Source organism: Acinetobacter lwoffii (assembly GCF_015602705.1).
GTDB lineage: Bacteria > Pseudomonadota > Gammaproteobacteria > Pseudomonadales > Moraxellaceae > Acinetobacter > Acinetobacter lwoffii_E.
This window is the reverse complement of record NZ_CP059081.1, coordinates 1,640,871-1,661,060: the sequence shown is the minus strand read 5'-3', so window position 1 is coordinate 1,661,060 and position 20,190 is coordinate 1,640,871. Positions and strand designations below refer to the sequence as shown.

The window sequence follows — 20,190 nt, the reverse complement described above, 5'->3', positions numbered from 1 at the left end:
TCAAATACCTGTAACCGATAAAAGGGCTGAATCTAAAGGTGCTGATTTTTGGCGTAATGACACAGTCTGGACGTTGTCACGTGCAACCAGATCAGCAAGCGAGATTTTTTCTAAATAATCGGCGATGTGATGGGAGAGTTCCTGCCATAAATCATGAGTCAAGCACATCGCGCCATTCTGGCAGTTGCCTTTATGGTCACAGCGAGTCGCATCAACTGTTTCGTTTACAGCTTCAATAATTGCTAACACAGTAATTTCATCTGCATTACGTGCTAAATGGTAACCACCATTTGCGCCACGAACACTAGAAACTAAACCATGACGCTTGAGCTTCGCAAATAACTGCTCAAGATAAGCAACAGAAATAGTTTGACGTGCTGCAATTTCAGCGAGCGTTATCGTTTTTTCAGAAGGCTGCAAAGCTAGATCAAGTAGAGCAGTCACAGCGTAGCGACCGCGAGTGGTTAGGCGCATGATTCGATACACATGGTTAGACTAGATGTGTAGATTTTATGAATCCCGACTAAATTAGTCAAGTTATTTTTAGTAGACCTTAGTGGGATTTAATTTTTGGAGAATGAAAGATTTACATGCTCAGCCAATTATACACTAATAACGTAATCAAAAGTACGCTGCTTAAGCCAAAAATGATGTTAATGCGCTTTTGACGGCGTTCAACCCGTTTCAGGCGGTTTTTATACTGTTTGACTTCCACTTGCAGGGTATTGATCTTGGAACGCTGCTCTTCAATTTTCTTTAGAAGCGGCGCAATACGCTTTTTAGAGGCAATAATTTCTGCTTCATTGGTCGGCACTTCAGATAGCCAGTGTCTCCAGTCAGCCAATACTTTTGGTAAGCTCAATACGGTTAACAGATCACGAAACTCATCTTTTAAAACTTGATGACCATCAATGCGCATGCTGCGAATGCTACGACGATTACCAAAAATGAAAATTTTAATCAGATCGGGCAGTGTAGTACGCACATCCAGGTCGACAATACGCCCCGGTGCTTTATGGTCAAATAACAGTCCATTCGGGGTGAATTGCACATAAAAGTCGAAATACGGAATATAGCTATTGATTTTAACCGAGATGTTTTCATCTACAAACTTTTTGGCCTGTAATGCAACGACATGATCATGCTTGAGAATGAAGGTAAATATTGTCTCTAAAACAATTAACGTCATCGTAAGCAACAAATGCGGTTGATTTTGACTTTGTTGCGATTCGCTCATATACAACCAATCCTTACCTGAAATATAAAGTGAAAAAGCTTCCTGCCTGTGAAGAGATTTCAGGGTTAAATCAAATTAGACTTGAAATAAATTGCTTTGTAGAACAGTTTATCAAATCTATCAAGTACTAAATTTGCTATTATGCAGTGGTTTTGTAGAAGAATTTATAATAATTGCGCAGAAAACAAACAGGAGCCGTGCACATGGACAAGTCAAAAACAGCACAAGACTCAGCTGAAGCTTCGAATGAGAAAATGCTGAAACCCAAGTCTAAATCTGCCTCGGAGCGCAAATCGGTTCTTGATTTTCGTAAATACACCAAACAGATCTGGCTGGCTGGACTGGGAGCTTTTTCACGTGCAGAAGAAGAAGGCAACAAACTGTTTGACTCGCTGGTCAAGGTCGGGGAAGAACTTGAATCTAAAACTGCAGATATTGCCGATCAAACTGTAGAGAAGGTTTCAGAAAAGGCCAAAGAGTCGGTCACAGATACCAAAGACAAAGTGGAAAAATTAATCGACAACTCTGTTCATCACTCATTGAATCGTATAGGATTAGTCACACTGAAGGATGTACAGTATTTGGAACGTTTAATTCTTCAGTTGCATGCCAAGGTTGATCAGTTGACTGCGGAACAAGAAAAAATGAAAGAAGAATTGTCGAAAAAACTTAAATAAAATGACTTTATTTATTATTCAATGTTTTTTTCGCATATTTTTTGAAAAAAAAGAGGTTCTTAAGTATTGCGTTTATACCTAAAGCATTGCTATAAAGGCGTTATGGCATGTTAAACCAATTCTTGAACCTTAAATAAACGATATTAAGAGGACGTAATCTTCATGAATAAATCAGAATTAATTGATGCAATTGCAGAAAAAGGGGGATTATCTAAGGCTGACGCAGGTAAAGCTTTAGATGCTACAATTGCTTCTGTTACTGAAGCTTTAAAATCGGGTGATACAGTAACTTTAGTGGGTTTTGGTACTTTCGGTGTGAAAGAACGCGCTGCACGTACTGGCCGTAACCCACAAACTGGTGCTACTCTTGAGATCAAAGCAAGCAAAGTACCTAGCTTCAAAGCAGGTAAAGGCTTAAAAGACGCTGTAGCTTAAGCTTACCCAGCGACGAAACGCGCCTTCTTTGGCGCGTTTTTTATTGATAAATTTAATTGTGATGATTAACACATTCATTCAATGGGTATTTTCGGTTAAAATCCTTTGCAAATAAAATATTGGAATACTTATGGAAGCTTTTCGTAAAGTTATTAAGGGGTGGTTGGGCAAAGTCTTGCTCGTTCTGTTTTTGACCCCGTTAGCACTTGTAGGTATTGAAGGATATTTTAGCAGCGGAAACTCTGATGCGGCAAAATCAGTGAACGGGACTGAAATATCTCAAAAAGAATTAGAGTCACTGACCAAATCATTTAAAGAACAATATCTCAGTTATGCCAATGGGGATGAAACTTTACTGAATCAAAGCTTCATTGACCAGAAAGCCATGGAGACGCTGGTTGCACGTACTTTATTGCTGCAACAGACTGAAGAATTAGGGATCAGTCTGAGTGACCAGCAAATTGAACAGATGATTGCTCAGCAGCCTACTTTTCAGCAAGATGGCAAGTTCTCGAATGCTTTATATGAAAATTATCTAAAATCAATTGGCATGACCAATCGCGCTTTGATTGAAAGTTTACGTAAAGATCATGCGCTGAAAATGCTGTCATCAACTTTCCTGGATTATCCACTAGTGAGCCCAGTCGAAATGCAGCAGATTGCCGATTTACAAACTGAACAACGTCATATTCATATTTCCAGCATTAATCTGGACAGCTATAAAAAAGATGTCAAAGTGACGGATGCAGACATTACTGCCTATTATGAAAAGCACAAAACACTGTTCAAACAGCCGACCAGTGTGGATGTCGACTATGTGGTGTTAAAGCCAAGCGATATTCAGGTACAGAGTTTAGCGGTTACAGATGCTGAACTTCAGGAAGCATACACGGCTTTTGTTGCGACACAAAAACAGGCAGTTAAACCAGATGTGAAGCATATTTTAATTACGGCGGACAGCCGTAGTGATGCTGAAGCAAAAAAACTGGCGACCGACATTGCAGCCAAAATTAAATCCGGTACCACTTTTGCTCAAGCTGCAGCACAATATTCTGAAGATCCTGAATCTAAGTCTAAAGGTGGTGCGCTTGCTGTTTATGAAGAAGGTGTATTTGGTACTGCATTTGATCAGACGGTTAGTTCTTTAAAATCAGGTCAGGTGTCTTCACCAGTGAAAACAGATTATGGTTACCACATTATTTCTGTGCAAACGCCAGATGTTGCAGTTCCTTCTTTTGAATCACAAAAAGCACGTTTGTCTGAAGAAGCCTTGGCTGCTAAAAAATCTAATGCATTTTCTGATACGGTCAATACGCTAAATGATATGGTGGTAGGAAGTGATTCTCTGGATGTCGTTACACAGGAAGTTAAAGGTGTACAAGTCCAGAAAGCTCAAGGAGTGACACTTTCGACTCGTGATCCTGTGCTGAGCGATGCTAACCTTAAAGTCAAATTGTTTAATGATGATGTTAAAAATGGTGATCGTAATGCTTCATCAAGCATTCAGTTGGCCAATGGTGATGTAGCCTGGATTAAGGTGCGTAATTATCATGCAGCTGGCGAACAAACACTGGCAGAAGCAAAACCGCGTGTTAAAGCTCAGTTGATTGAAGACAAAGCAGCTGCTTTGGCAAAAGCAAAAATTCAGAAAGCTTTGGATGAGTTCAAAACCAAACCGGCTGCGGCAGTGGCGAAAGGTGATTTGATCTTTGAAGATGCTGGTGTTTACACACGTGCTGAAGGTTTACTAAAACGTGATGTACAGCGTGCGGCCTTTAGTCTTCCGACACCAAAAGCAGGCCATTGGTCAGTGACTACAGCGAAAATGCCAAATGAGCTGGTTGTGGTTGCCGTATCAGAAGTGAAGAAAAATCCGGTGGATGTGTTGAGTGCAGAACAACGCAGTGAGTTGGTGAAGTTATATCAACAACTTCGTGGTCAGCAAGAATTTGATGACTATACGCGTTACCTGAAGTCTCAGGCAAAAATCAAATAAAATTGTTGTATAAAAAACCAGCCTGCGGGCTGGTTTTTTATTTTCTAGGCAAATAATGGTTTAAGCACGAATAATCAGTTCATAACCGGTATATTTGCGCATATTAATTACGCCAGTATCCAGAATTAAATACTGACCCTTGATGCCTTGTAATTTTCCACGAATCACAGGAGTTTTATCCAGATTATGCGATTTAATCTTTTCTGGATATTGTTCTACCGGATAAATAAACTCTCGTGCGAACTCATCGTCAAGCACTTCAATATTTTCATTAAATTCTAGATTCTGATTAAATTCTTCACGAATGCTTTGAATTTTAGGCGCGAATTCTTCTAAAAGTTGTTCACGCACTTCAATCAGATTGAGGGGTTCTGCTTCACCTTTGAGTAGCTTGCGCCAATCAGTTTTATCAGCAACCTGAGTACTAAACATGAATTCGAGTTTTCCGGAAAGACGACGTGAGCCAACTTTCATAATCGGCAGGGCTTGGGTCGCACCCTGATCAAGCCAGCGAGTCGGCATTTGGCTGGTACGGGTAATTCCGACCTTTAAAGCACTAGAATTGGCCAAATAGACAATATGTGGCTGAAAGCAGACATTCTGTGCAAACTCATCTTCGCGGCAAGTGCCTAAATGATAATGGCATGTCTCTGGCTTCATGATGCACATATCACATGAAGCATTGGTTTTAAAACATTTAAAACAGTGACCTTGCGAAAATGATTTGGAAGTTTTGTTGCCACAGGACACGCAGTAAATATTACTGGTCCATTCAATCTCGATTTCTTGGCCTAAATTAAACGGAAGATCAATTTCTGCACGATCTAAAATTAATTTATATTCAACATTTGCCCGCTGTATCTGTTGATCAGTTACACTAAGGTTCTTGAGGCCGACGTGCATTTTATGACAAATGCCCTGAAGTTCCATAAAAATTACTCACTTAAATCATAAGGATGCAGTTATGGCTGAGCAGAATGTCATTACTTCAATGCTAGACGATTTCGCACAGGAACAGCCAATTCATACTGCTATTTGTATTGGGCAGGACTTGAGCCAAGTCCAGTTTCAGCCAGCTATTCAATGGTCCTATTTTAGCGTATCTGACTTTTTAAATCTGCCTTTTCAGCAACGTTATGACTTGGCTGTGGTGATGCTGGATACTGCAGAAACAGAACATTTGTCTGAACAGATCATGAGTCAAATTCTGGTGAAATTACGTGATTTGTTTGCCAAACGGCTAGTGGTGATCAGCCGACTGCAAAATGAAAAGTTATTGAGAGCTTTAGGATTTACCCAGCTGATTGACAAGACCACACATGAGGCCGATTTTGCGCTGTGGCAGTTTAATATTTTAACCTATAAGCACGTGCCAGACTGGTTTAACTCCAAATTTTGGGCTAATCCGGAAAACTGGGATAAATTTCGCTGGTAAGCCGAAAACCTGCTTAACCAAGATTGCAAATATTAACACAATCTTGCCTAGACAATATGAGGGCAGGCCGTATTCTGTAATTAAGATGCACATAGGATATAGGACATGACAAACCTGAGTAGTATTGTGGAAATATTAGCAAAGCAGGCATTGGGTGGCGGGCAGTCGCAGCAAAAGTCCTCACAACAAGGTGGCTTGGCAGATATCCTAGGGTCTGTGCTAGGGCATTTAAACCAGTCAAATCCTCAGCAAAATCAAAATCCTCAAAACCAGCAGAATCAAACCGGTCAGCAGAACCGACAAAATGGTCTGGGGGCAATTTTAGGTTCAGTACTAAGTCAGTTTGGTGGTGGTAGTACTCAAAGTACTGCCCAGCCTCGTTCAGGACTAGGTGGTTCTACCGGTAAAACCTTATTGATTGCAGTACTGCCTTTAGTACTGGCCTGGATTCAAAAACAGGGCGGTTTACAGGGTGCATTAGACAAGCTCAAAGGACAGGGGCTTAATAGCCAGGTCGATGATTGGGTGTCGACCGGTCCCGGTGAAAATGCAAATGTCGATCCGCAGCAGGTGCAAAAACTGTTTGATGAGCAAGAAGTTGAAGAAGTTGCACAGCAAACCCATGCACCGAAGCAGGATGTGTATAGTGCGATTTCACAGGTCTTGCCGCAGATTATTGATTCGCTTACTCCACAAGGTGAGCAAACCAGCAAGCAGGAAGCCAATAATGATATTCAAAATGTATTGAATATGGTTTCAGGACTTCTTAAAAAATAAATATAGACATTAAAAAATCCCGATATCTGTCGGGATTTTTTAATAACTATCAAATGATTTAGAATTTAATCTAGATTCATGCTGAACAGCTGATTAGATTTACAAATTTTCTTAGCAACATAATGAGATTTTCTCATGCGAATCAGGATAATCTGCGACTGAAAACCTAGTTCACCAAACTCAGGTTCTACCTGTACATAATGCAGTTGCCCATACTCATCTCGCACCCGTGCTTGAGCAGAAAAACCGGGACGGGCATTGCCACTGGAAATCGTCGCCAAACGGCCGAGTAAATTGACATTGTTCTTTTTATATTTAGGTGGAATGACCTGATCCAGACAGTGAATCATAAAAATAGTAAAAAAAGTCGCAATGATTAAAGCCGGAATAATCAGGTAATAAGCAGGCAGAAATTTAAATTCCTGAGAATAGATCAGGAACTGTAAAACATAGCCAGCAAAGCTAAAATTCATCAGGAAGAAAAACACAATCAAAGTTTTGGAAAATTTGACGTTTAGTAGATCCATCTGCTGAAAGTCATAAGGTGAAATTTTTTGCAGAAACTTGCTGGGTCTGAGTCCAAAATAAAAACCAATGGTTTTCACCACACCGAACAGAATAATCGCCAATAAACTCAGATGAAAAGGCATCAGGTTATAGTCTAGAAAAAATGCAGGCATGGTGAAGTCCGTTTTAGTCTTATTCTGAGAGGTAAATTCCACCATCAGAATGCACGGTAATCTCTACTTTTTCAAGTGCTTGACCTTGGCAAGGCCCAGAAATGCATTCACCGCTTTCTACCAGAAACAAGGCGCCATGCGTGGAGCACTCAATAAATTCCTGATCACGATCCAGAAACTGGTTTTCCAGAAATTCCAGCTCGACCTGCAAATGCGGACACAGGTTTTGATAGGCATAGAAGGCACCATCACGTTGGGTGATAAAGATATTATCTCCATCGGGAAGCTCAAAAGAGCGTGCTTCGCGTTCTGGAACGTCTTCGGTCATGCAAATTTTAAACATTAAGCACATTCCTTTTGAAAGTCTTGTAATAATGCCGCATAGTCTTCAACTGCCAGGCGCGGACCAAATTGTGAAACCACTTGGCTCGAAATCAGAATCGCCAGTTCAGCCGCAGCTTGTAAACCCAAATTAGCATTCAATCCGTACAGGAAAGCCCCGGCAAAAGCGTCACCGGCACCGTTGGCATCTACTGCAGTGACTTTGCGACCAGGAACAGTAAAAGTATTCTGATGATCCGAAATCAGTGCGCCTTCAGCTGACAATGTAATGACAACGTGCTGACTGATTGTTTTTAATTTAAGCAGGGCTGCCTCAAGATTATCTGTTTCTGTATACATCAGCGCTTCTTGCTGGTTACATAACAGCAAGTCTACACCATCTGCAATCATTTCATCCAAACCGGCACGGGCATATTGCACCATGGCAGGATCAGATAAAGTTAGAGCAATTTTAACGCCATTAGCACGGGCAATATCACGTGCTTGTTGTACGGCATGACGTGCTGTGTCAGAAGTTGATAAATAACCTTCGAGATATAGCCATTTCGCGCTATGTAATGCGCTGAAATCAATTTGTTGATCAGTCAGTTCGGCCGTAATACCCAGATAAGTATGCATGGTACGTTCAGAATCAGGGCTGACCAGAACCATACAGGTTCCTGTCACACCTTCACTGATTGATTGGGTGGTGGTCTTAATACCGGCATCATTCAAACCTTGCAGGTAGATGTGTCCGAGTTCGTCATTTCCGACCCGACAGCCATAAAATGCAGAACCACCGAGCGCAGAAAATGCCACGGTAGTGTTGGCTGCTGAGCCGCCTGAAGCCTGACCTTTATACACTTGAGTCGCTTGAAGATTTTGATAAAGAGTGGCCTGAGTCTCACCATCTGCAAGTTGCATGGTGCCTTTTTGCAAGTGATGTGCAGTTAAAAAGTCATCAGAAACTTTAAATTCTTGGTCAATCAGCGCATTACCAATCGCAAAAAGATCAACAGTTGCCATGTTCAAATATCACATTAAAAATGAAAGTCCTAAGTTTACACGATTGCTTGGGATTGCTGTAGTTTGCTGAATCATTTTCAAATACTTTTCAAAAATGCTGTATTTTGTTCAGCAGCTATCTTTGGTCTAAAAACTGGCTTATTTTTGTGCACTGGTGCGCCGCAGCATTGATTTAAGGATCAAATTTTATTTATAAAGAGATATCGCTCCTGGCATGATACTTTAAGTCGCTTGGCAACTGTCATTCTCCACAACAATTTCAAATAGTGTGCGTATATGAATATTAAAATTGTAACAGCCGAACAACTCCCGGATCAGATCGAAACACTGGCAACTCTGGCACGTAAAGAAGGCTATAATTTGGTAGATAAGTTAATAGAAGAATATCGCACCGGGAAAAACTGCTTTAGCCACGCCAATGAATATCTGGTGGTGGCGCATGATGGCAAGAAATTGGTTGCCTGTGGCGGCTTAAACCAGCAATTGGGAGATAACGGCATTGAAGACCGCATTGGTCGTGTACGCCGTTTCTATGTGCATCCGAAATATCGTCAGCATGGCGTAGGCAAACAGCTTTTGGCTTACCTGGAGCAATTGGCACGTCCGCATTATTCAGCTTTGTGCCTGCAAACAGATACCCGACTGGCCGCCAGTTTTTATCAAAAGCAGAATTATGTATTTGTGGAAAACAATCCAAGCTATAACTATTTTAAATATCTGATTTCTTAAGCTTGTAAATACTCATCTAGAGGCAGGAAGTAAATTTGATGATTTAATTTTCAAATGATCAAGTTTACTTAATTCGATCAAAATCCTCGGTTTTCAACGTGAATAATTCAGATAACTAAAGCTATAATGCGCTTAGTTATTTTAATTAAAGCATTAGGAGATCGCATGACTGTAGATGTCACTGAAACCATTTCTCAAACTGTACATCCTGCGTTTCAGTTGGTACGTCAACAACATGTTGAAGCTTTAGACATTTTCGTGTCTGAATATAAACATAAAGTGACTGGCGCCACACATTATCATCTGGCGACCAATCACGACGAAAATGTCTTTCTGGTGGCGTTTCGTACCCAGCCGATGGATTCTAAAGGCGAAGCACATATTCTGGAACATACTGCGCTGTGTGGTTCAGAAAAATTCCCGGTGCGTGATCCATTCTTCCTGATGATTCGCCGTTCACTGAATACTTTCATGAATGCCTTTACTGCGGCGGACTGGACTGCGTACCCATTTGCGACGCAGAATAGCAAGGATTTCCAGAACCTGCTTGAAGTGTATATGGATGCAGCATTTGCTGCGAACCTCAATCCACTAGATTTTGCCCAGGAAGGCATTCGCATTGAGCTGGAAAATGGCGAGCCTGTCTATAAAGGCGTGGTCTTTAATGAAATGAAAGGTGCGATGAGTTCGCCTTCAGATCAGTTGTATCACACGCTGGCGCATCATTTATTCCCAAATACGACCTATCACTATAATTCGGGTGGTGATCCTAAAGATATTCCTGACCTGACTTACCAAGAGTTGGTTGATTTCTATAAGTCACATTATCATCCAAGTAATGCAGTCTTCATGACCTTTGGCAATAAGACCGCATTCGAATTGCAAGAGCAGTTTGAACATCTGGCATTGTCTAAATTTGAAAAAGGTCAGACGCTGTATCCAACACCTGAAACCCGCCTGACTGCACCATTGACGGTTACAGACAGCTATGCGGTCGATGCCGAAGATCTACAGGACAAGACCTATCATGTGCTATCATGGTTATTACCGGAAGCCAGTGACATTAAACTGCGTTTGGGCATGCGTTTAGTTGAAGGTATCTTATTAGAAGATTCAGCATCGCCACTGCGTCATTATCTGGAAACTTGTGGTTATGCAGATGCAACAGGTCCATTCATGGGCGTGGATGATTCTAATTTTGAAATGACTTTCTACTGCGCGGTACAGGGTTCAAATCCTGAACATGCAGAAGAATTTAAAAATGGTGTGTTTAAGGTTCTGGAAGATGTTGCCTCTAAACCAGTTGATCAGAGCATGGTCGATGCGATCCTGCATCAAATTGAATTGCATCAGCGTGAAATCAATGGCGATGGTACGCCGTATGGTTTGAGCTTGATTCTGAGCGGTCTGGGTAGCGCGATTCATCATCGTGATCCGGTCGAAGTCTGGGATGTGGATTCTGCGATTGCCGCAGTGAAAGAAGAACTGCAAGATCCGATGTGGTTATCCAATCTGATCAAAGAGCATCTGCTGGATAATCCACATCGTGTCCAACTGACGCTGGTTCCGGATGCGACCAAATCTGCCAAAGAAGCAGCGGATGAAAAAGCACGTCTGGCTGAAATTGGCAAGAATCTGACTGAAGAACAAAAAGCTGAAATTATTGCCCAGACTGAAGCATTAAATGTGCGTCAGGACACACCGGATGACTTGAACTTGTTGCCGAAAGTGGGTCTGGAAGATGTCCCTGCGGAATTGCAGATTGTTCAAGGCCAGTTACGCGAGATTATCTGTAACCGTGTTGATACGCCGTTGAACCTGTATCATGCTGGCACCAATGGTATTTATTACCAACAGGTTCTGGTTAATATTCCGGATGAAGTGGTGCAGTCGCCTTACTTTAACCTGCTGTCGATCTTGATGGGCGAAGTCGGGGCGGGTGAGTATGATTATCTTGAGTTCCAGCAACTGCAAACAGCGGTAAGCGGCGGTCTGGGTATGGGCGCGTCTTTGCGTTCTAAAGTCGATGACAAAAACAAGATTACTGCGTGGTTGACGTTGACCACCAAATCTTTGGTGAATCATCTGGATGCAATCCGTCTGTTAAAGATCGGTTTTGAACAGCTTCGTTTTGATGAGAAAGACCGTATTGTTGAACTGTTACAACAGCGTAAAACGCGCTGGCAGTCACGTATTTCTGGTTCTGGACATAGCTATGCAATGCAAACGGCTTCACGTCAGCATAGTGCATTAGCATTGCGTGATTATCACAATACCGGTCTTGGCGCATTAAACTGGCTGATCGAACTGGTGTCTAAGATCGAAAAAGATCCGGCTGAATATGACCTGCTGATTGACGAGTTAAAACGAATTCATCGGGTATTGTTGCAAGCGCCGAAGCAGTTCCTGTTAGTCTGTGAAGAGCCACAATCTGATAGCTTGATCGAAGAAATTCAGAATGTCTGGGACAAACTGGCGGTTGATTCTGCACCGGTTGCACTGACTCAAGTCGAAAAAGTAACCCATGATCAGCACGAAGCCTGGTTAATTCAAGCCAATGTCCAGTTCTGTGCGGCTGCTTATCCGGCAGTTGAAGTCTCACATCCTGATGCTGCTGCATTGATGGTACTGGCAGGTTATTTGCGTAATGGTTTTCTGCACAGCGCCATCCGTGAAAAAGGTGGTGCCTATGGTGGTGGTGCGAGTTATGACGGTAATGCCTGTTCATTCCGTTTCTACAGCTATCGTGACCCACGTCTGGCAGAAACTTTCCAGGATTTTGATGCCAGTATTCAGTGGTTACTCAATGCACCACAACAGCCACATCAGCTGGAAGAAGCCATTCTGGGTCTGATCGCCAGCATGGACAAACCGGGTTCACCGGCGGGTGAAGCGATCACTGCATGTTATGCCTATCTGCATCAACGCACACCGGCGTTCCGTAAAAAATTACGCGAACGTTTATTGAATGTCACACTGGATGATTTGCAGCGTGTTGCACAGACTTATCTGGTCGAGCAGCAGGCGACGAAAGCAGTTGTAGCACCAGTGGTAAAACGTGAAATGCTGGAGCAGCTTGGTTTTGTAATTCAACAAGTTCTATAAATAAAAAAAAGAGGATAAGGGATGGCGCTTAATTCGTTTAAGCGCTCAACTCTGCAGCTGAGCGTATTGCTGGGCTGTGCAGTTGGGACGCAAGTGAATGCGGAAGAAACAGTAGTTAACAGCCCCATGCCGGCAACGGCCGAAGCCTGTGCCGCACTGGAAAGTAGTGCAGAGCGTCTGGCTTGCTATGATGCTTTATTTAAAATTCCGGTCACTGAGAAGCCTGCAATCGTTTCTGAACGTCGTGCAGCAGCAGAAATTGCGCCTGAACCCGATAATTTAAAAGCGAAAATTGGTCAAACTGTTTCCAATATTTATGCTTCTGAAGGATCAAAGCTGACGCCGAATCTGTCTTTGCTGGATAGCCGCTGGGAACTCTCTCCGGAAAGTAAATTAGGCACTTGGAACATCCGTTCTTATCAGCCGGTGTATTTGATGCCAGGTTTCTGGACATCAAACAAGAATGAATTACCCGAGAGTGAAAACCCCAACAATATAGAGACAGAGAAACAGAATCTCACCTCAACTGAAGCTAAGTTCCAGTTGTCTTTAAAGACCAAGGCAGTTGAAAATATCTTGGGCGATAATGGTGATCTCTGGCTTGGTTATACTCAGTCTTCGCGCTGGCAGGTGTATAACTCGGAAGAATCACGTCCGTTTCGTGAAACCAACTATGAACCCGAAGCCAGCTTGGTTTTTCGGACTAACTATGATCTTTTAGGTCTTAACTGGCGTATGTTGGGATTGACCATCAATCATCAGTCCAATGGCCGTTCTGATCCGTTATCACGTAGCTGGAATCGGGTGATGCTGAATCTTGGTTTTGAAAAAGACAATTTTGCCCTGATGGTTCGTCCTTGGTATCGCTTTGAAGAGAAGCGAGAAGACGATAACAATCCCGAAATCAAAAACTACATTGGCCGTGGAGACATGACCGCATTTTATCGTTATAAGGAGCATGATTTTTCATTGATGCTGCGACATACCTTAAAAGGTGGAGATGAAAACCGTGGAGCCGTGCAGTTCGACTGGTCATTCCCGATTAGTGGGCGTTTGCGTGGTCAATTCCAGCTTTTTGATGGCTACGGAGAAAGTCTGATTGATTATAATCACCGTGCCACTTATGTCGGTTTAGGTGTTTCCTTGATGAACTGGTTCTAGGATTCCAACTTTAAACATCTTGGAATGAAAATAAAAAACCATGCTGCGGCATGGTTTTTTATAGGTGGATTAGCCAATCTGGATTTCTGCAGGCGGATGTTTGAGACGACTCTTTTTCGGAGTCGCAATAAAATAAGCAAGTGTGAGTGGCCCTAGACGCCCTGCGAACATTAACAACATCAGAATGATCAAACTGGCCGGTTGTAGCTCTTCAGTGACACCTCGGGACAAGCCAACGGTGCAGGCCGCAGACACAGCTTCAAACAACAGATCCAGAAAATCCTGCTCAGGTTCCAGGATTAATAAGCTCATAAAACCCATCATGATCAGCGCTGCAGTAATACACAAAACGGCCAATGCTTTAAAGGTGGTTTTTTCAGGAATAGAGTGATTAAACAGCCGGATTTCATCTTCGCGTCTTAAAAAACTGATTACGCTGATCACGACAATAATAAAGGTACCGACTTTAATGCCGCCCGCCGTACTTAAGGAACCTCCACCAATAAACATTAGAAATATGGTAACTAAAGTGGATGCATCACTCATTTGTTCCATCGGCAAGCTATTAAAACCCGAAGAGCGGGGAACCGTGGCATGGAACCAGGCATTCACGGCCTGATCGCCCAAACTCATGAGACCTAAGGTCTGTGGATTGGAAGCCTCTAATAGCCAAAGTACGATAAAAGCACTGAGGTTCAGACCTAGAATCGTTGAGAGGATTAGCTTGCTGTTGGTACTCAACTTACGCCAGCGCTTATGTTCTTTAACATCCATTAGCACCAGAAAACCGATACCGCCAATGATATACAGCATACTGATGGTAAAGGTAATCAGATACTGTCCTGAAAAGCTCATCAAGCTATTTGGAAATAGTGAAAATCCACCATTATTAAAAGCAGAGACGCTATAAAAAGCTGCATAAAATAGTGCATCACTGAACGAATATTCTTTGAGCCAGGACAAGGTCAGAATCAGCGTGCCGATCGCTTCAAAAAACAGGGAATATAAAAACACGGCTTTAATGGTAAAACTGACTTTCTTCAGACTGGTTTGTCCGATCGATTCCTGTGCCATGACTTGTTGTTTTAGCCCCAGTTGCGGTGCCAGACTCATCACTGCCAGAATGGCAAAGGTCATAAAACCCAAGCCACCGCATTGCAACAAAAACATAATCACGATTTGGCCGAATACGGTATAGGCATCACCGACATTTACCACCGATAGCCCGGTAATGGTCACAGCAGAAGTTGCTGTAAATATCGCCTCCAGCCAGCTGATTTCTCCATGATGGGCGATAGGCAGCATCAGAAGTAATGAGCCAATCAGAATTAATCCGAGAAAACCCAAAGCCAGTAAGCTCGGAGGACTGAGGTTAATCGTCCTGTGTTGCTTTAAATCAGAACTTTTCATAAATGTTTAAAATATTTAGCAAGACGGCGCAAAGGTTCCAGCAATCCTTCAACCAGTAAAATGTCGCCTTCTTGAAGAATCTGATTGGCATCTACGTGGTATTGCAGCGTAGATCCGCGTTTATGTAATAAGGTGGTAATTTCAGGTATATGCTTCATCAACTGATTCAACGGTGTACCATGATGATCTGCATGAATCTCGATCTTGACAATATAGTGATCATCTTCAAGTGACATATAACGGCTAACCATCGGGTAGCTGAGTGATTGTGCCACACGGACGCCCATATCTTCTTCTGGGTGAATAATTTTTTCGACGTTCAGATGGGTCAAAATCATATGGTGGGCTTTGGATTTGGCTTTGGCCCAAATTTTCTTTACACCCATATTTTTCAGATGCAGTACACACAGAATGCTGGCTTCAATATCTTCACCAATTGCGACTACGACCGCTTCACAGCGCTGGATATCCAGTTCATCCAGGACATGCTCATCGGTTGCATCGGCAATGACCGCATGGGTGAGCTGATCGGAAATATTTTCCACATATTTTTTATCGAGATCGATTCCAATCACATCATGTTTCAGGCTGATCAGTTGAGTCGCCACTGTTGCACCGAAGCTGCCCAGCCCAATGACTGCAAATAATGCCATGCATATTTCCTTAAATCTTTTTATTTCAAATCAGTTCATGTCTAAGTATGTATCTTAAAGATTTTTATAGTTTTCAGCTATCTGGCCTTACATAAATACTTCATACATTTTCATTCAGCCGGACATAAAAAAACCGCCTCGAAAGGCGGTTTATGTTTGAAAGAATTACTTCAAGAAACGTTGATAACCCAGATTATTGGTAATTTCCTGATATGGATAGGTAATGGTTTCGAGAGTTTCGATCAAGCCATCCGGATTCTGTTGTGCATCGGTTGCTTCAAGACCCACCAGAACACGTCCTTCAGCAGCGCCGTGGTTCCGGTAGTGGAACAGGGTGATATTATGGGTTGGGCCAAGACGTTCCAGGAACATCAGTAAAGCGCCAGGACGCTCCGGGAATTCCACGCGGAACAGGCGCTCATTTTCAATATCGGCATGACCACCGATCAGGTAACGGATATGCAGTTTGGCCACTTCGTCATCAGACAGATCGTCAACGTCATACTGGAACTTTAAGGTTTCATAAATTTCCTGACGTTCTTTCTCGCCATTTTTCAGACTGATGCCGACAAAGACTTGCGCAGCAGAAGCATCGCTGGCACGGTAGTTAAATTCAGTAATATTACGGCCTTGTAATGCACGGCAGAAACTCAGGAATGAACCTTTCTGTTCCGGAATGGTCACGGCAAAAATCGCTTCTTTGCGTTCACCCAGTTCGGTACGTTCAGCGATATAACGTAAACGGTCGAAGTTCATGTTGGCGCCGCAGACAATCGACACCATGTTCTTCCCTTCGATGCCATGTTCAGCCACGTATTTTTTAATACCTGCCAGAGCCATTGCACCAGATGGTTCTACAATGCTACGGCATTCGTCATAAGTGTCTTTAATCGCTGCACAGACTTCATCCGTATTCACCAGCACCACATTCGGTTCCACGATTGGGCCAGAATTGTCCGATTTTTGCAGACGAATCACATCAAATGGTTTTTCACCAATTTGGGCTACCGCTGTACCATCAGCAAACAAGCCCACAGATGGGAGAATCACACGTTCATTTGCTTCTAAAGCAGCTTTTAAACAGGCAGATTCGTCGTATTCCACTGGAATGACTTTAACGTGGGGTGCGACATCACCTAAATACGCTGCAACACCTGCGATCAGGCCACCACCGCCAACTGCGACAAACACGTAATCCACATCGCGCCATTGACGCAGGATTTCATTAGCAATCGTACCTTGGCCAGCAATCACCAGTTCATCATCATAAGGCGGAATGAAGGTCATGCCATCTTCCTGGGCACGTTGAATCGCATACTTGTTGGCGACATCAAATGAATCACCATGCAAAACCACTTCGCCACCAAGACGCTTAACCGCCTGTACCTTGATATCAGGTGTGGTTTTAGGCATCACAATAATCGCGCGAATACCCAGCTTTTTCCCTGAGAGTGCCACGCCCTGTGCATGGTTACCCGCTGAAGCAGTAATAACGCCACGTTCCATTTGTGATTTCGGTAATTGACTAATACGGTTATAGGCACCGCGTAGCTTGAATGAAAAAACCGGTTGTAAATCTTCACGTTTAAAGCGGATATTATTATTGAGTCGTTCGCTAATTCGTGGCGCTGCTTCGAGTGGAGTTTCGATTGCAACATCGTAGACCGTTGCTTGTAAAATTTGTCGAACCAAACGAGACAGCATGTTAATTTTCCATCTAACAGTTTAAAATAGGGGCTTATTGTAACAAACCACACGGCTTTGCGGTTTAAAAAAGCTGCAAAAGTCCAAAATAGTTGAGTGAAGCCATGAGTCTATATGCAACCCAAGATGAGAAAAAACAAGCAGCAGCCAAAGCCGCTTTAAAACACTTGCCAAAAGGGGGCATTTTAGGCGTAGGTACAGGCAGTACTGTAAACTTTTTAATTGACTTATTGCCTGAGCTGCAATTGGAAGCTGCGGTAGCCAGTTCAGAAGCAACTGCACAACGCTTGAAAAAACTCGGCATTGAAGTGGTAGATATGAACTCTGTCAGTGGTCTGGATGCTTATGTTGATGGTGCAGATGAAATTGATCGTCATATGCATATGATCAAAGGTGGCGGTGCAGCGCTGACACGTGAAAAGATTGTTGCCTCTATTGCGAAAAAATTTGTGTGTATCGTGGATGATTCTAAATGGGTTGGACAATTAGGGCGTGAGTTCCCGCTTCCTGTAGAAGTGATTCCAATGGCGCGTTCTGCAGTCGCGCGTAAAATCGTATCTTTAGGTGGCGATCCTGCGTACCGTGAAGGTGTGGTCACTGACAACGGTAATGTGATTTTAGATGTGTACAACCTGAATATTCTAAATGCACTTGAACTGGAAAAAACCTTAAACGATATTCCGGGCGTGGTATGTAACGGTATCTTTGCGATCAACAAAGCAGATATCGCCATTGTCGCGACTGATAACGGAATTGAAGAGCGTACAGCGGTTTAATTAAACTTTCTAGAAAAAATCCCTCTAAATCTCCCTGAGCGAAGTTTTGAAGCACTGCTTTAAAACAAGTGCAAGAAGGGAGACTTTTAAAAGCCCCTCTTTGAAAAAGAGGGGGTTAGGGAGATTAAAAAAACTATAATGACCTTATCCGATCTACCCGAAATCCAAATCACCCGAAATGTCCGTTCAACCCGGTTACGTTTGCGTGTCGATGCGACCCAGATTCGCCTCACAGCCCCGGTTTTTTGCAGCAAAAAACAGATACGGCATTTTATTGAACAATCTGAAAGCTGGCTGATTAAAACCTGGCAATCCCAGCAAGAAAAAATCGAAAATATTGACCGGACGTTACCGATTGAGCTGCGGTTATTTAATCTAAAAGAACCTGTACAAATTTCTTATCAAAGCCAGAAGAACAACTTCATTTTTGATCATAAAAATTTACAGCTTTGCATCAGTGACCGACATCCTGAAGAATATTTAAAAACTTTCGTGATTGCCTACGCAAAAGAACAGCTTCCTTCATATTTAAATCTTGTCTCACAGCAATGTCATTTGCCTTTTAAAAACTGCAGTATTCGACAACCTAAAACCCGGTGGGGCAGTTGTTCGGCCAAACATGACATTATGCTGAATAGTGCGCTAGTATTATTCCCTGAACAAGTCACGCGTTATGTCACTGTCCATGAACTTGTACATACAAAGCATTTTGATCATAGCCCACGCTTTTGGGCAGAAGTTGCCAAGCATGATCAGCATTTCCAGCAGCATCGTAAAGCGCTGAAAAATACGCCGTTGCCATATTGGTGGGGAGCCTAAAAGCATAATTAATAGGTCAATACAACTCTATTAAAATAGCCTAAGCAATCCAGGCATTTTATCCTCTAAATCGGACTTATCCTGCTGATCAATTAAAAAACCAGCAAACCCCAGTGAAATGGTTTAGAAAACCTCAACTTCCTGTCATACTAGGCTGTATAAAGGAAACATTTATTTGAGGTAATCATCGTGATTTCAGTGGGTATTGTGGGTGGTACGGGTTATACAGGCGTTGAACTTTTGCGTCTTTTGCTACGACATCCAGATGTAAATGTAACAGCACTGACATCACGTACTGAAGCAGGCCGTCGTGTAGATGACATGTTCCCGAGCTTGCGCGGGCATACCGATCTTAAATTTTCCGATTTAAGTCTGGATTTATTAAAATCATGCGATGTGGTGTTCTTTGCAACACCGCATGGTGTCGCAATGAAACATGCCGAAGAGCTGGTCGCTGCAAATACCAAAGTGATCGACCTAGCTGCCGATTTTCGTTTACAAGATCTTGCACAGTTTGAAAAATGGTATGGCATGCAACATGCATGTCCAGAACTGTTAAAAGATTCTGTTTACGGTTTATCTGAATTGAATCGTGAAGACATTAAAAAAGCCAATGTGATCGGGAATCCGGGGTGTTATCCAACCACAGTTCAGCTGGGTCTGGCGCCAGTCTTAAAATCTGCTGAAGCATTGGTGAAACCTGAAAGTATTATTATTGATGCCAAGTCGGGTGTATCAGGTGCAGGACGTAAAGCCAGTCTGGGCATGATTTATTCTGAAAATGCTGATAACTTTAAGGCCTATGGTGTAGCGGGTCATCGCCATCATCCTGAAATTGTCGAAGCACTGGAAAATATTTCAGGTCAAAAAAATGTGTTTGATCATATTTTATTTGTACCGCATTTGGTGCCAATGATCCGTGGTATGTTGTCGACCATCTATATCGATTTAACTGAAGCAGGGCAAACCGCAGATTTACAAGCGCTATATGAGCAGTTCTATGCCAATGAAGCATTTGTCGATGTCATGCCGGCAGGCAGTTCACCAGAAACGCGTTCAGTGCGTGGAGCGAATCAGTTACGTATTGCCTTGTATAAGCCACAGCCAACGAAACTGGTGATCCTGGTTGTACAAGACAATCTGGTAAAAGGCGCAGCAGGTCAGGCTGTGCAAAACATGAACCTGATGTTTGGTTTTGCTGAAGACGCTGGCTTAAATAATATTGGTTTATTACCATAAAAAACGTATT

Annotated in this window: 20 protein-coding genes; 11 read left to right on the top strand and 9 right to left on the bottom strand. The window is 42.7% G+C overall.

What is annotated here, in order from left to right; genetic code table 11:
• Complete coding sequence (locus H0S56_RS08010; RefSeq protein WP_004279811.1) at positions 1-474, bottom strand: Rrf2 family transcriptional regulator; 474 nt, start codon at positions 472-474, stop codon at positions 1-3.
• 112 nt (positions 475-586) lie between these two features.
• Complete coding sequence (locus tag H0S56_RS08005; protein WP_004279809.1) at positions 587-1,237, bottom strand: hypothetical protein; 651 nt, start codon at positions 1,235-1,237, stop codon at positions 587-589.
• A 203-nt stretch (positions 1,238-1,440) separates the two neighbouring features.
• Here H0S56_RS08005 and H0S56_RS08000 point away from each other — a divergent pair, with 203 nt between their 5' ends.
• The 3 genes from H0S56_RS08000 (at position 1,441) to H0S56_RS07990 (ending at position 4,345) form a co-directional block, all read left to right on the top strand.
• A complete protein-coding gene (locus H0S56_RS08000) occupies positions 1,441-1,914 on the top strand; it encodes a phasin family protein (RefSeq protein ID WP_114540741.1) in 474 nt (157 codons plus the stop codon).
• 162 nt (positions 1,915-2,076) lie between these two features.
• Complete coding sequence (locus tag H0S56_RS07995) at positions 2,077-2,349, top strand: HU family DNA-binding protein (RefSeq protein WP_004279807.1); 273 nt, start codon at positions 2,077-2,079, stop codon at positions 2,347-2,349.
• 130 nt (positions 2,350-2,479) lie between these two features.
• On the top strand, positions 2,480-4,345 hold the full coding sequence (locus H0S56_RS07990) for a SurA N-terminal domain-containing protein (RefSeq protein ID WP_195724796.1): 1,866 nt from the start codon (positions 2,480-2,482) through the stop codon (positions 4,343-4,345).
• A gap of 60 nt (positions 4,346-4,405) precedes the next feature.
• Here the strand turns inward: H0S56_RS07990 and H0S56_RS07985 are convergent, their stop codons facing one another.
• The gene (locus H0S56_RS07985; protein WP_004279803.1) at positions 4,406-5,275 is read right to left on the bottom strand and encodes a DUF2797 domain-containing protein; all 870 of its coding nucleotides are present in this window, start codon (positions 5,273-5,275) and stop codon (positions 4,406-4,408) included.
• Positions 5,276-5,309: 34 nt separating this feature from the next.
• Here H0S56_RS07985 and H0S56_RS07980 point away from each other — a divergent pair, with 34 nt between their 5' ends.
• Together H0S56_RS07980 and H0S56_RS07975 are read left to right on the top strand one after the other, a co-directional pair.
• Entirely contained in the window at positions 5,310-5,780 is a 471-nt protein-coding gene (locus tag H0S56_RS07980; RefSeq protein ID WP_004279801.1) for a DUF6231 family protein, read from the top strand.
• Positions 5,781-5,885: 105 nt separating this feature from the next.
• On the top strand, positions 5,886-6,557 hold the full coding sequence (locus tag H0S56_RS07975; protein ID WP_005246557.1) for a YidB family protein: 672 nt from the start codon (positions 5,886-5,888) through the stop codon (positions 6,555-6,557).
• A gap of 65 nt (positions 6,558-6,622) precedes the next feature.
• Here H0S56_RS07975 and H0S56_RS07970 read toward each other — a convergent pair whose 3' ends face one another.
• Genes H0S56_RS07970 through H0S56_RS07960 form a run of 3 tightly spaced genes read right to left on the bottom strand, consistent with a single transcriptional unit; the run spans position 6,623 to position 8,584 of the window.
• Positions 6,623-7,237 (bottom strand): OB-fold-containig protein, encoded by a 615-nt coding sequence (locus tag H0S56_RS07970; RefSeq protein WP_004279798.1) that lies wholly within the window; start codon positions 7,235-7,237, stop codon positions 6,623-6,625.
• A 19-nt stretch (positions 7,238-7,256) separates the two neighbouring features.
• Positions 7,257-7,565, bottom strand: coding sequence for a Rieske (2Fe-2S) protein (locus tag H0S56_RS07965; protein WP_004279797.1), 309 nt, complete (start codon positions 7,563-7,565; stop codon positions 7,257-7,259).
• 14 nt (positions 7,566-7,579) lie between these two features.
• Complete coding sequence (locus H0S56_RS07960) at positions 7,580-8,584, bottom strand: adenosine kinase (RefSeq protein ID WP_195724795.1); 1,005 nt, start codon at positions 8,582-8,584, stop codon at positions 7,580-7,582.
• A 276-nt stretch (positions 8,585-8,860) separates the two neighbouring features.
• Between H0S56_RS07960 and H0S56_RS07955 the strand changes: the two genes are divergently transcribed.
• The 3 genes from H0S56_RS07955 (at position 8,861) to H0S56_RS07945 (ending at position 13,579) form a co-directional block, all read left to right on the top strand.
• Positions 8,861-9,313 carry a GNAT family N-acetyltransferase gene (locus tag H0S56_RS07955; protein WP_180087298.1) on the top strand — a complete coding sequence of 151 codons (453 nt, stop codon included), beginning with the start codon at positions 8,861-8,863 and terminating at the stop codon, positions 9,311-9,313.
• Positions 9,314-9,478: 165 nt separating this feature from the next.
• Positions 9,479-12,418 carry an insulinase family protein gene (locus H0S56_RS07950; RefSeq protein ID WP_195724794.1) on the top strand — a complete coding sequence of 980 codons (2,940 nt, stop codon included), beginning with the start codon at positions 9,479-9,481 and terminating at the stop codon, positions 12,416-12,418.
• A 21-nt stretch (positions 12,419-12,439) separates the two neighbouring features.
• A complete protein-coding gene (locus H0S56_RS07945) occupies positions 12,440-13,579 on the top strand; it encodes a phospholipase A (RefSeq protein ID WP_195724793.1) in 1,140 nt (379 codons plus the stop codon).
• Between the two features lie 69 nt (positions 13,580-13,648).
• Here H0S56_RS07945 and H0S56_RS07940 read toward each other — a convergent pair whose 3' ends face one another.
• From H0S56_RS07940 to ilvA, 3 genes are all read right to left on the bottom strand, one after another.
• Complete coding sequence (locus H0S56_RS07940; protein WP_195724792.1) at positions 13,649-14,989, bottom strand: TrkH family potassium uptake protein; 1,341 nt, start codon at positions 14,987-14,989, stop codon at positions 13,649-13,651.
• Complete coding sequence (locus H0S56_RS07935; RefSeq protein WP_004646780.1) at positions 14,986-15,642, bottom strand: potassium channel family protein; 657 nt, start codon at positions 15,640-15,642, stop codon at positions 14,986-14,988. The genes H0S56_RS07940 and H0S56_RS07935 overlap by 4 nt, the downstream gene beginning before the upstream one ends.
• Positions 15,643-15,807: 165 nt before the next feature.
• Positions 15,808-17,346, bottom strand: coding sequence for a threonine ammonia-lyase, biosynthetic (gene ilvA, locus H0S56_RS07930; RefSeq protein WP_004646781.1), 1,539 nt, complete (start codon positions 17,344-17,346; stop codon positions 15,808-15,810).
• Between the two features lie 104 nt (positions 17,347-17,450).
• Between ilvA and rpiA the strand changes: the two genes are divergently transcribed.
• The 3 genes from rpiA (at position 17,451) to argC (ending at position 20,180) form a co-directional block, all read left to right on the top strand.
• Complete coding sequence (gene rpiA / locus H0S56_RS07925) at positions 17,451-18,122, top strand: ribose-5-phosphate isomerase RpiA (protein ID WP_004279784.1); 672 nt, start codon at positions 17,451-17,453, stop codon at positions 18,120-18,122.
• A 138-nt stretch (positions 18,123-18,260) separates the two neighbouring features.
• The gene (locus tag H0S56_RS07920; RefSeq protein WP_195724791.1) at positions 18,261-18,941 is read left to right on the top strand and encodes a M48 family metallopeptidase; all 681 of its coding nucleotides are present in this window, start codon (positions 18,261-18,263) and stop codon (positions 18,939-18,941) included.
• Between the two features lie 183 nt (positions 18,942-19,124).
• On the top strand, positions 19,125-20,180 hold the full coding sequence (gene argC, locus H0S56_RS07915) for an N-acetyl-gamma-glutamyl-phosphate reductase (protein ID WP_195726068.1): 1,056 nt from the start codon (positions 19,125-19,127) through the stop codon (positions 20,178-20,180).
• Positions 20,181-20,190: the final 10 nt, after the last annotated feature.

Excerpts from the sequence above, each read along its gene's own strand:
- H0S56_RS07950 (WP_195724794.1), top strand. The coding sequence starts at position 9,479 with ATGACTGTAGATGTCACTGAAACCATTTCTCAAACTGTACATCCTGCG.
- H0S56_RS07945 (WP_195724793.1), top strand. The coding sequence starts at position 12,440 with ATGGCGCTTAATTCGTTTAAGCGCTCAACTCTGCAGCTGAGCGTATTG.
- H0S56_RS07985 (WP_004279803.1), bottom strand. The coding sequence starts at position 5,275 with ATGGAACTTCAGGGCATTTGTCATAAAATGCACGTCGGCCTCAAGAAC.
- H0S56_RS07980 (WP_004279801.1), top strand. The coding sequence starts at position 5,310 with ATGGCTGAGCAGAATGTCATTACTTCAATGCTAGACGATTTCGCACAG.
- H0S56_RS08005 (WP_004279809.1), bottom strand. The coding sequence starts at position 1,237 with ATGAGCGAATCGCAACAAAGTCAAAATCAACCGCATTTGTTGCTTACG.
- ilvA (WP_004646781.1), bottom strand. The coding sequence starts at position 17,346 with ATGCTGTCTCGTTTGGTTCGACAAATTTTACAAGCAACGGTCTACGAT.
- H0S56_RS07970 (WP_004279798.1), bottom strand. The coding sequence starts at position 7,237 with ATGCCTGCATTTTTTCTAGACTATAACCTGATGCCTTTTCATCTGAGT.
- H0S56_RS07940 (WP_195724792.1), bottom strand. The coding sequence starts at position 14,989 with ATGAAAAGTTCTGATTTAAAGCAACACAGGACGATTAACCTCAGTCCT.
- H0S56_RS08000 (WP_114540741.1), top strand. The coding sequence starts at position 1,441 with ATGGACAAGTCAAAAACAGCACAAGACTCAGCTGAAGCTTCGAATGAG.
- H0S56_RS07990 (WP_195724796.1), top strand. The coding sequence starts at position 2,480 with ATGGAAGCTTTTCGTAAAGTTATTAAGGGGTGGTTGGGCAAAGTCTTG.
- H0S56_RS07955 (WP_180087298.1), top strand. The coding sequence starts at position 8,861 with ATGAATATTAAAATTGTAACAGCCGAACAACTCCCGGATCAGATCGAA.
- H0S56_RS07975 (WP_005246557.1), top strand. The coding sequence starts at position 5,886 with ATGACAAACCTGAGTAGTATTGTGGAAATATTAGCAAAGCAGGCATTG.
- H0S56_RS07920 (WP_195724791.1), top strand. The coding sequence starts at position 18,261 with ATGACCTTATCCGATCTACCCGAAATCCAAATCACCCGAAATGTCCGT.
- H0S56_RS07960 (WP_195724795.1), bottom strand. The coding sequence starts at position 8,584 with ATGGCAACTGTTGATCTTTTTGCGATTGGTAATGCGCTGATTGACCAA.
- H0S56_RS07935 (WP_004646780.1), bottom strand. The coding sequence starts at position 15,642 with ATGGCATTATTTGCAGTCATTGGGCTGGGCAGCTTCGGTGCAACAGTG.
- H0S56_RS07995 (WP_004279807.1), top strand. The coding sequence starts at position 2,077 with ATGAATAAATCAGAATTAATTGATGCAATTGCAGAAAAAGGGGGATTA.
- H0S56_RS07965 (WP_004279797.1), bottom strand. The coding sequence starts at position 7,565 with ATGACCGAAGACGTTCCAGAACGCGAAGCACGCTCTTTTGAGCTTCCC.
- rpiA (WP_004279784.1), top strand. The coding sequence starts at position 17,451 with ATGAGTCTATATGCAACCCAAGATGAGAAAAAACAAGCAGCAGCCAAA.
- H0S56_RS08010 (WP_004279811.1), bottom strand. The coding sequence starts at position 474 with ATGCGCCTAACCACTCGCGGTCGCTACGCTGTGACTGCTCTACTTGAT.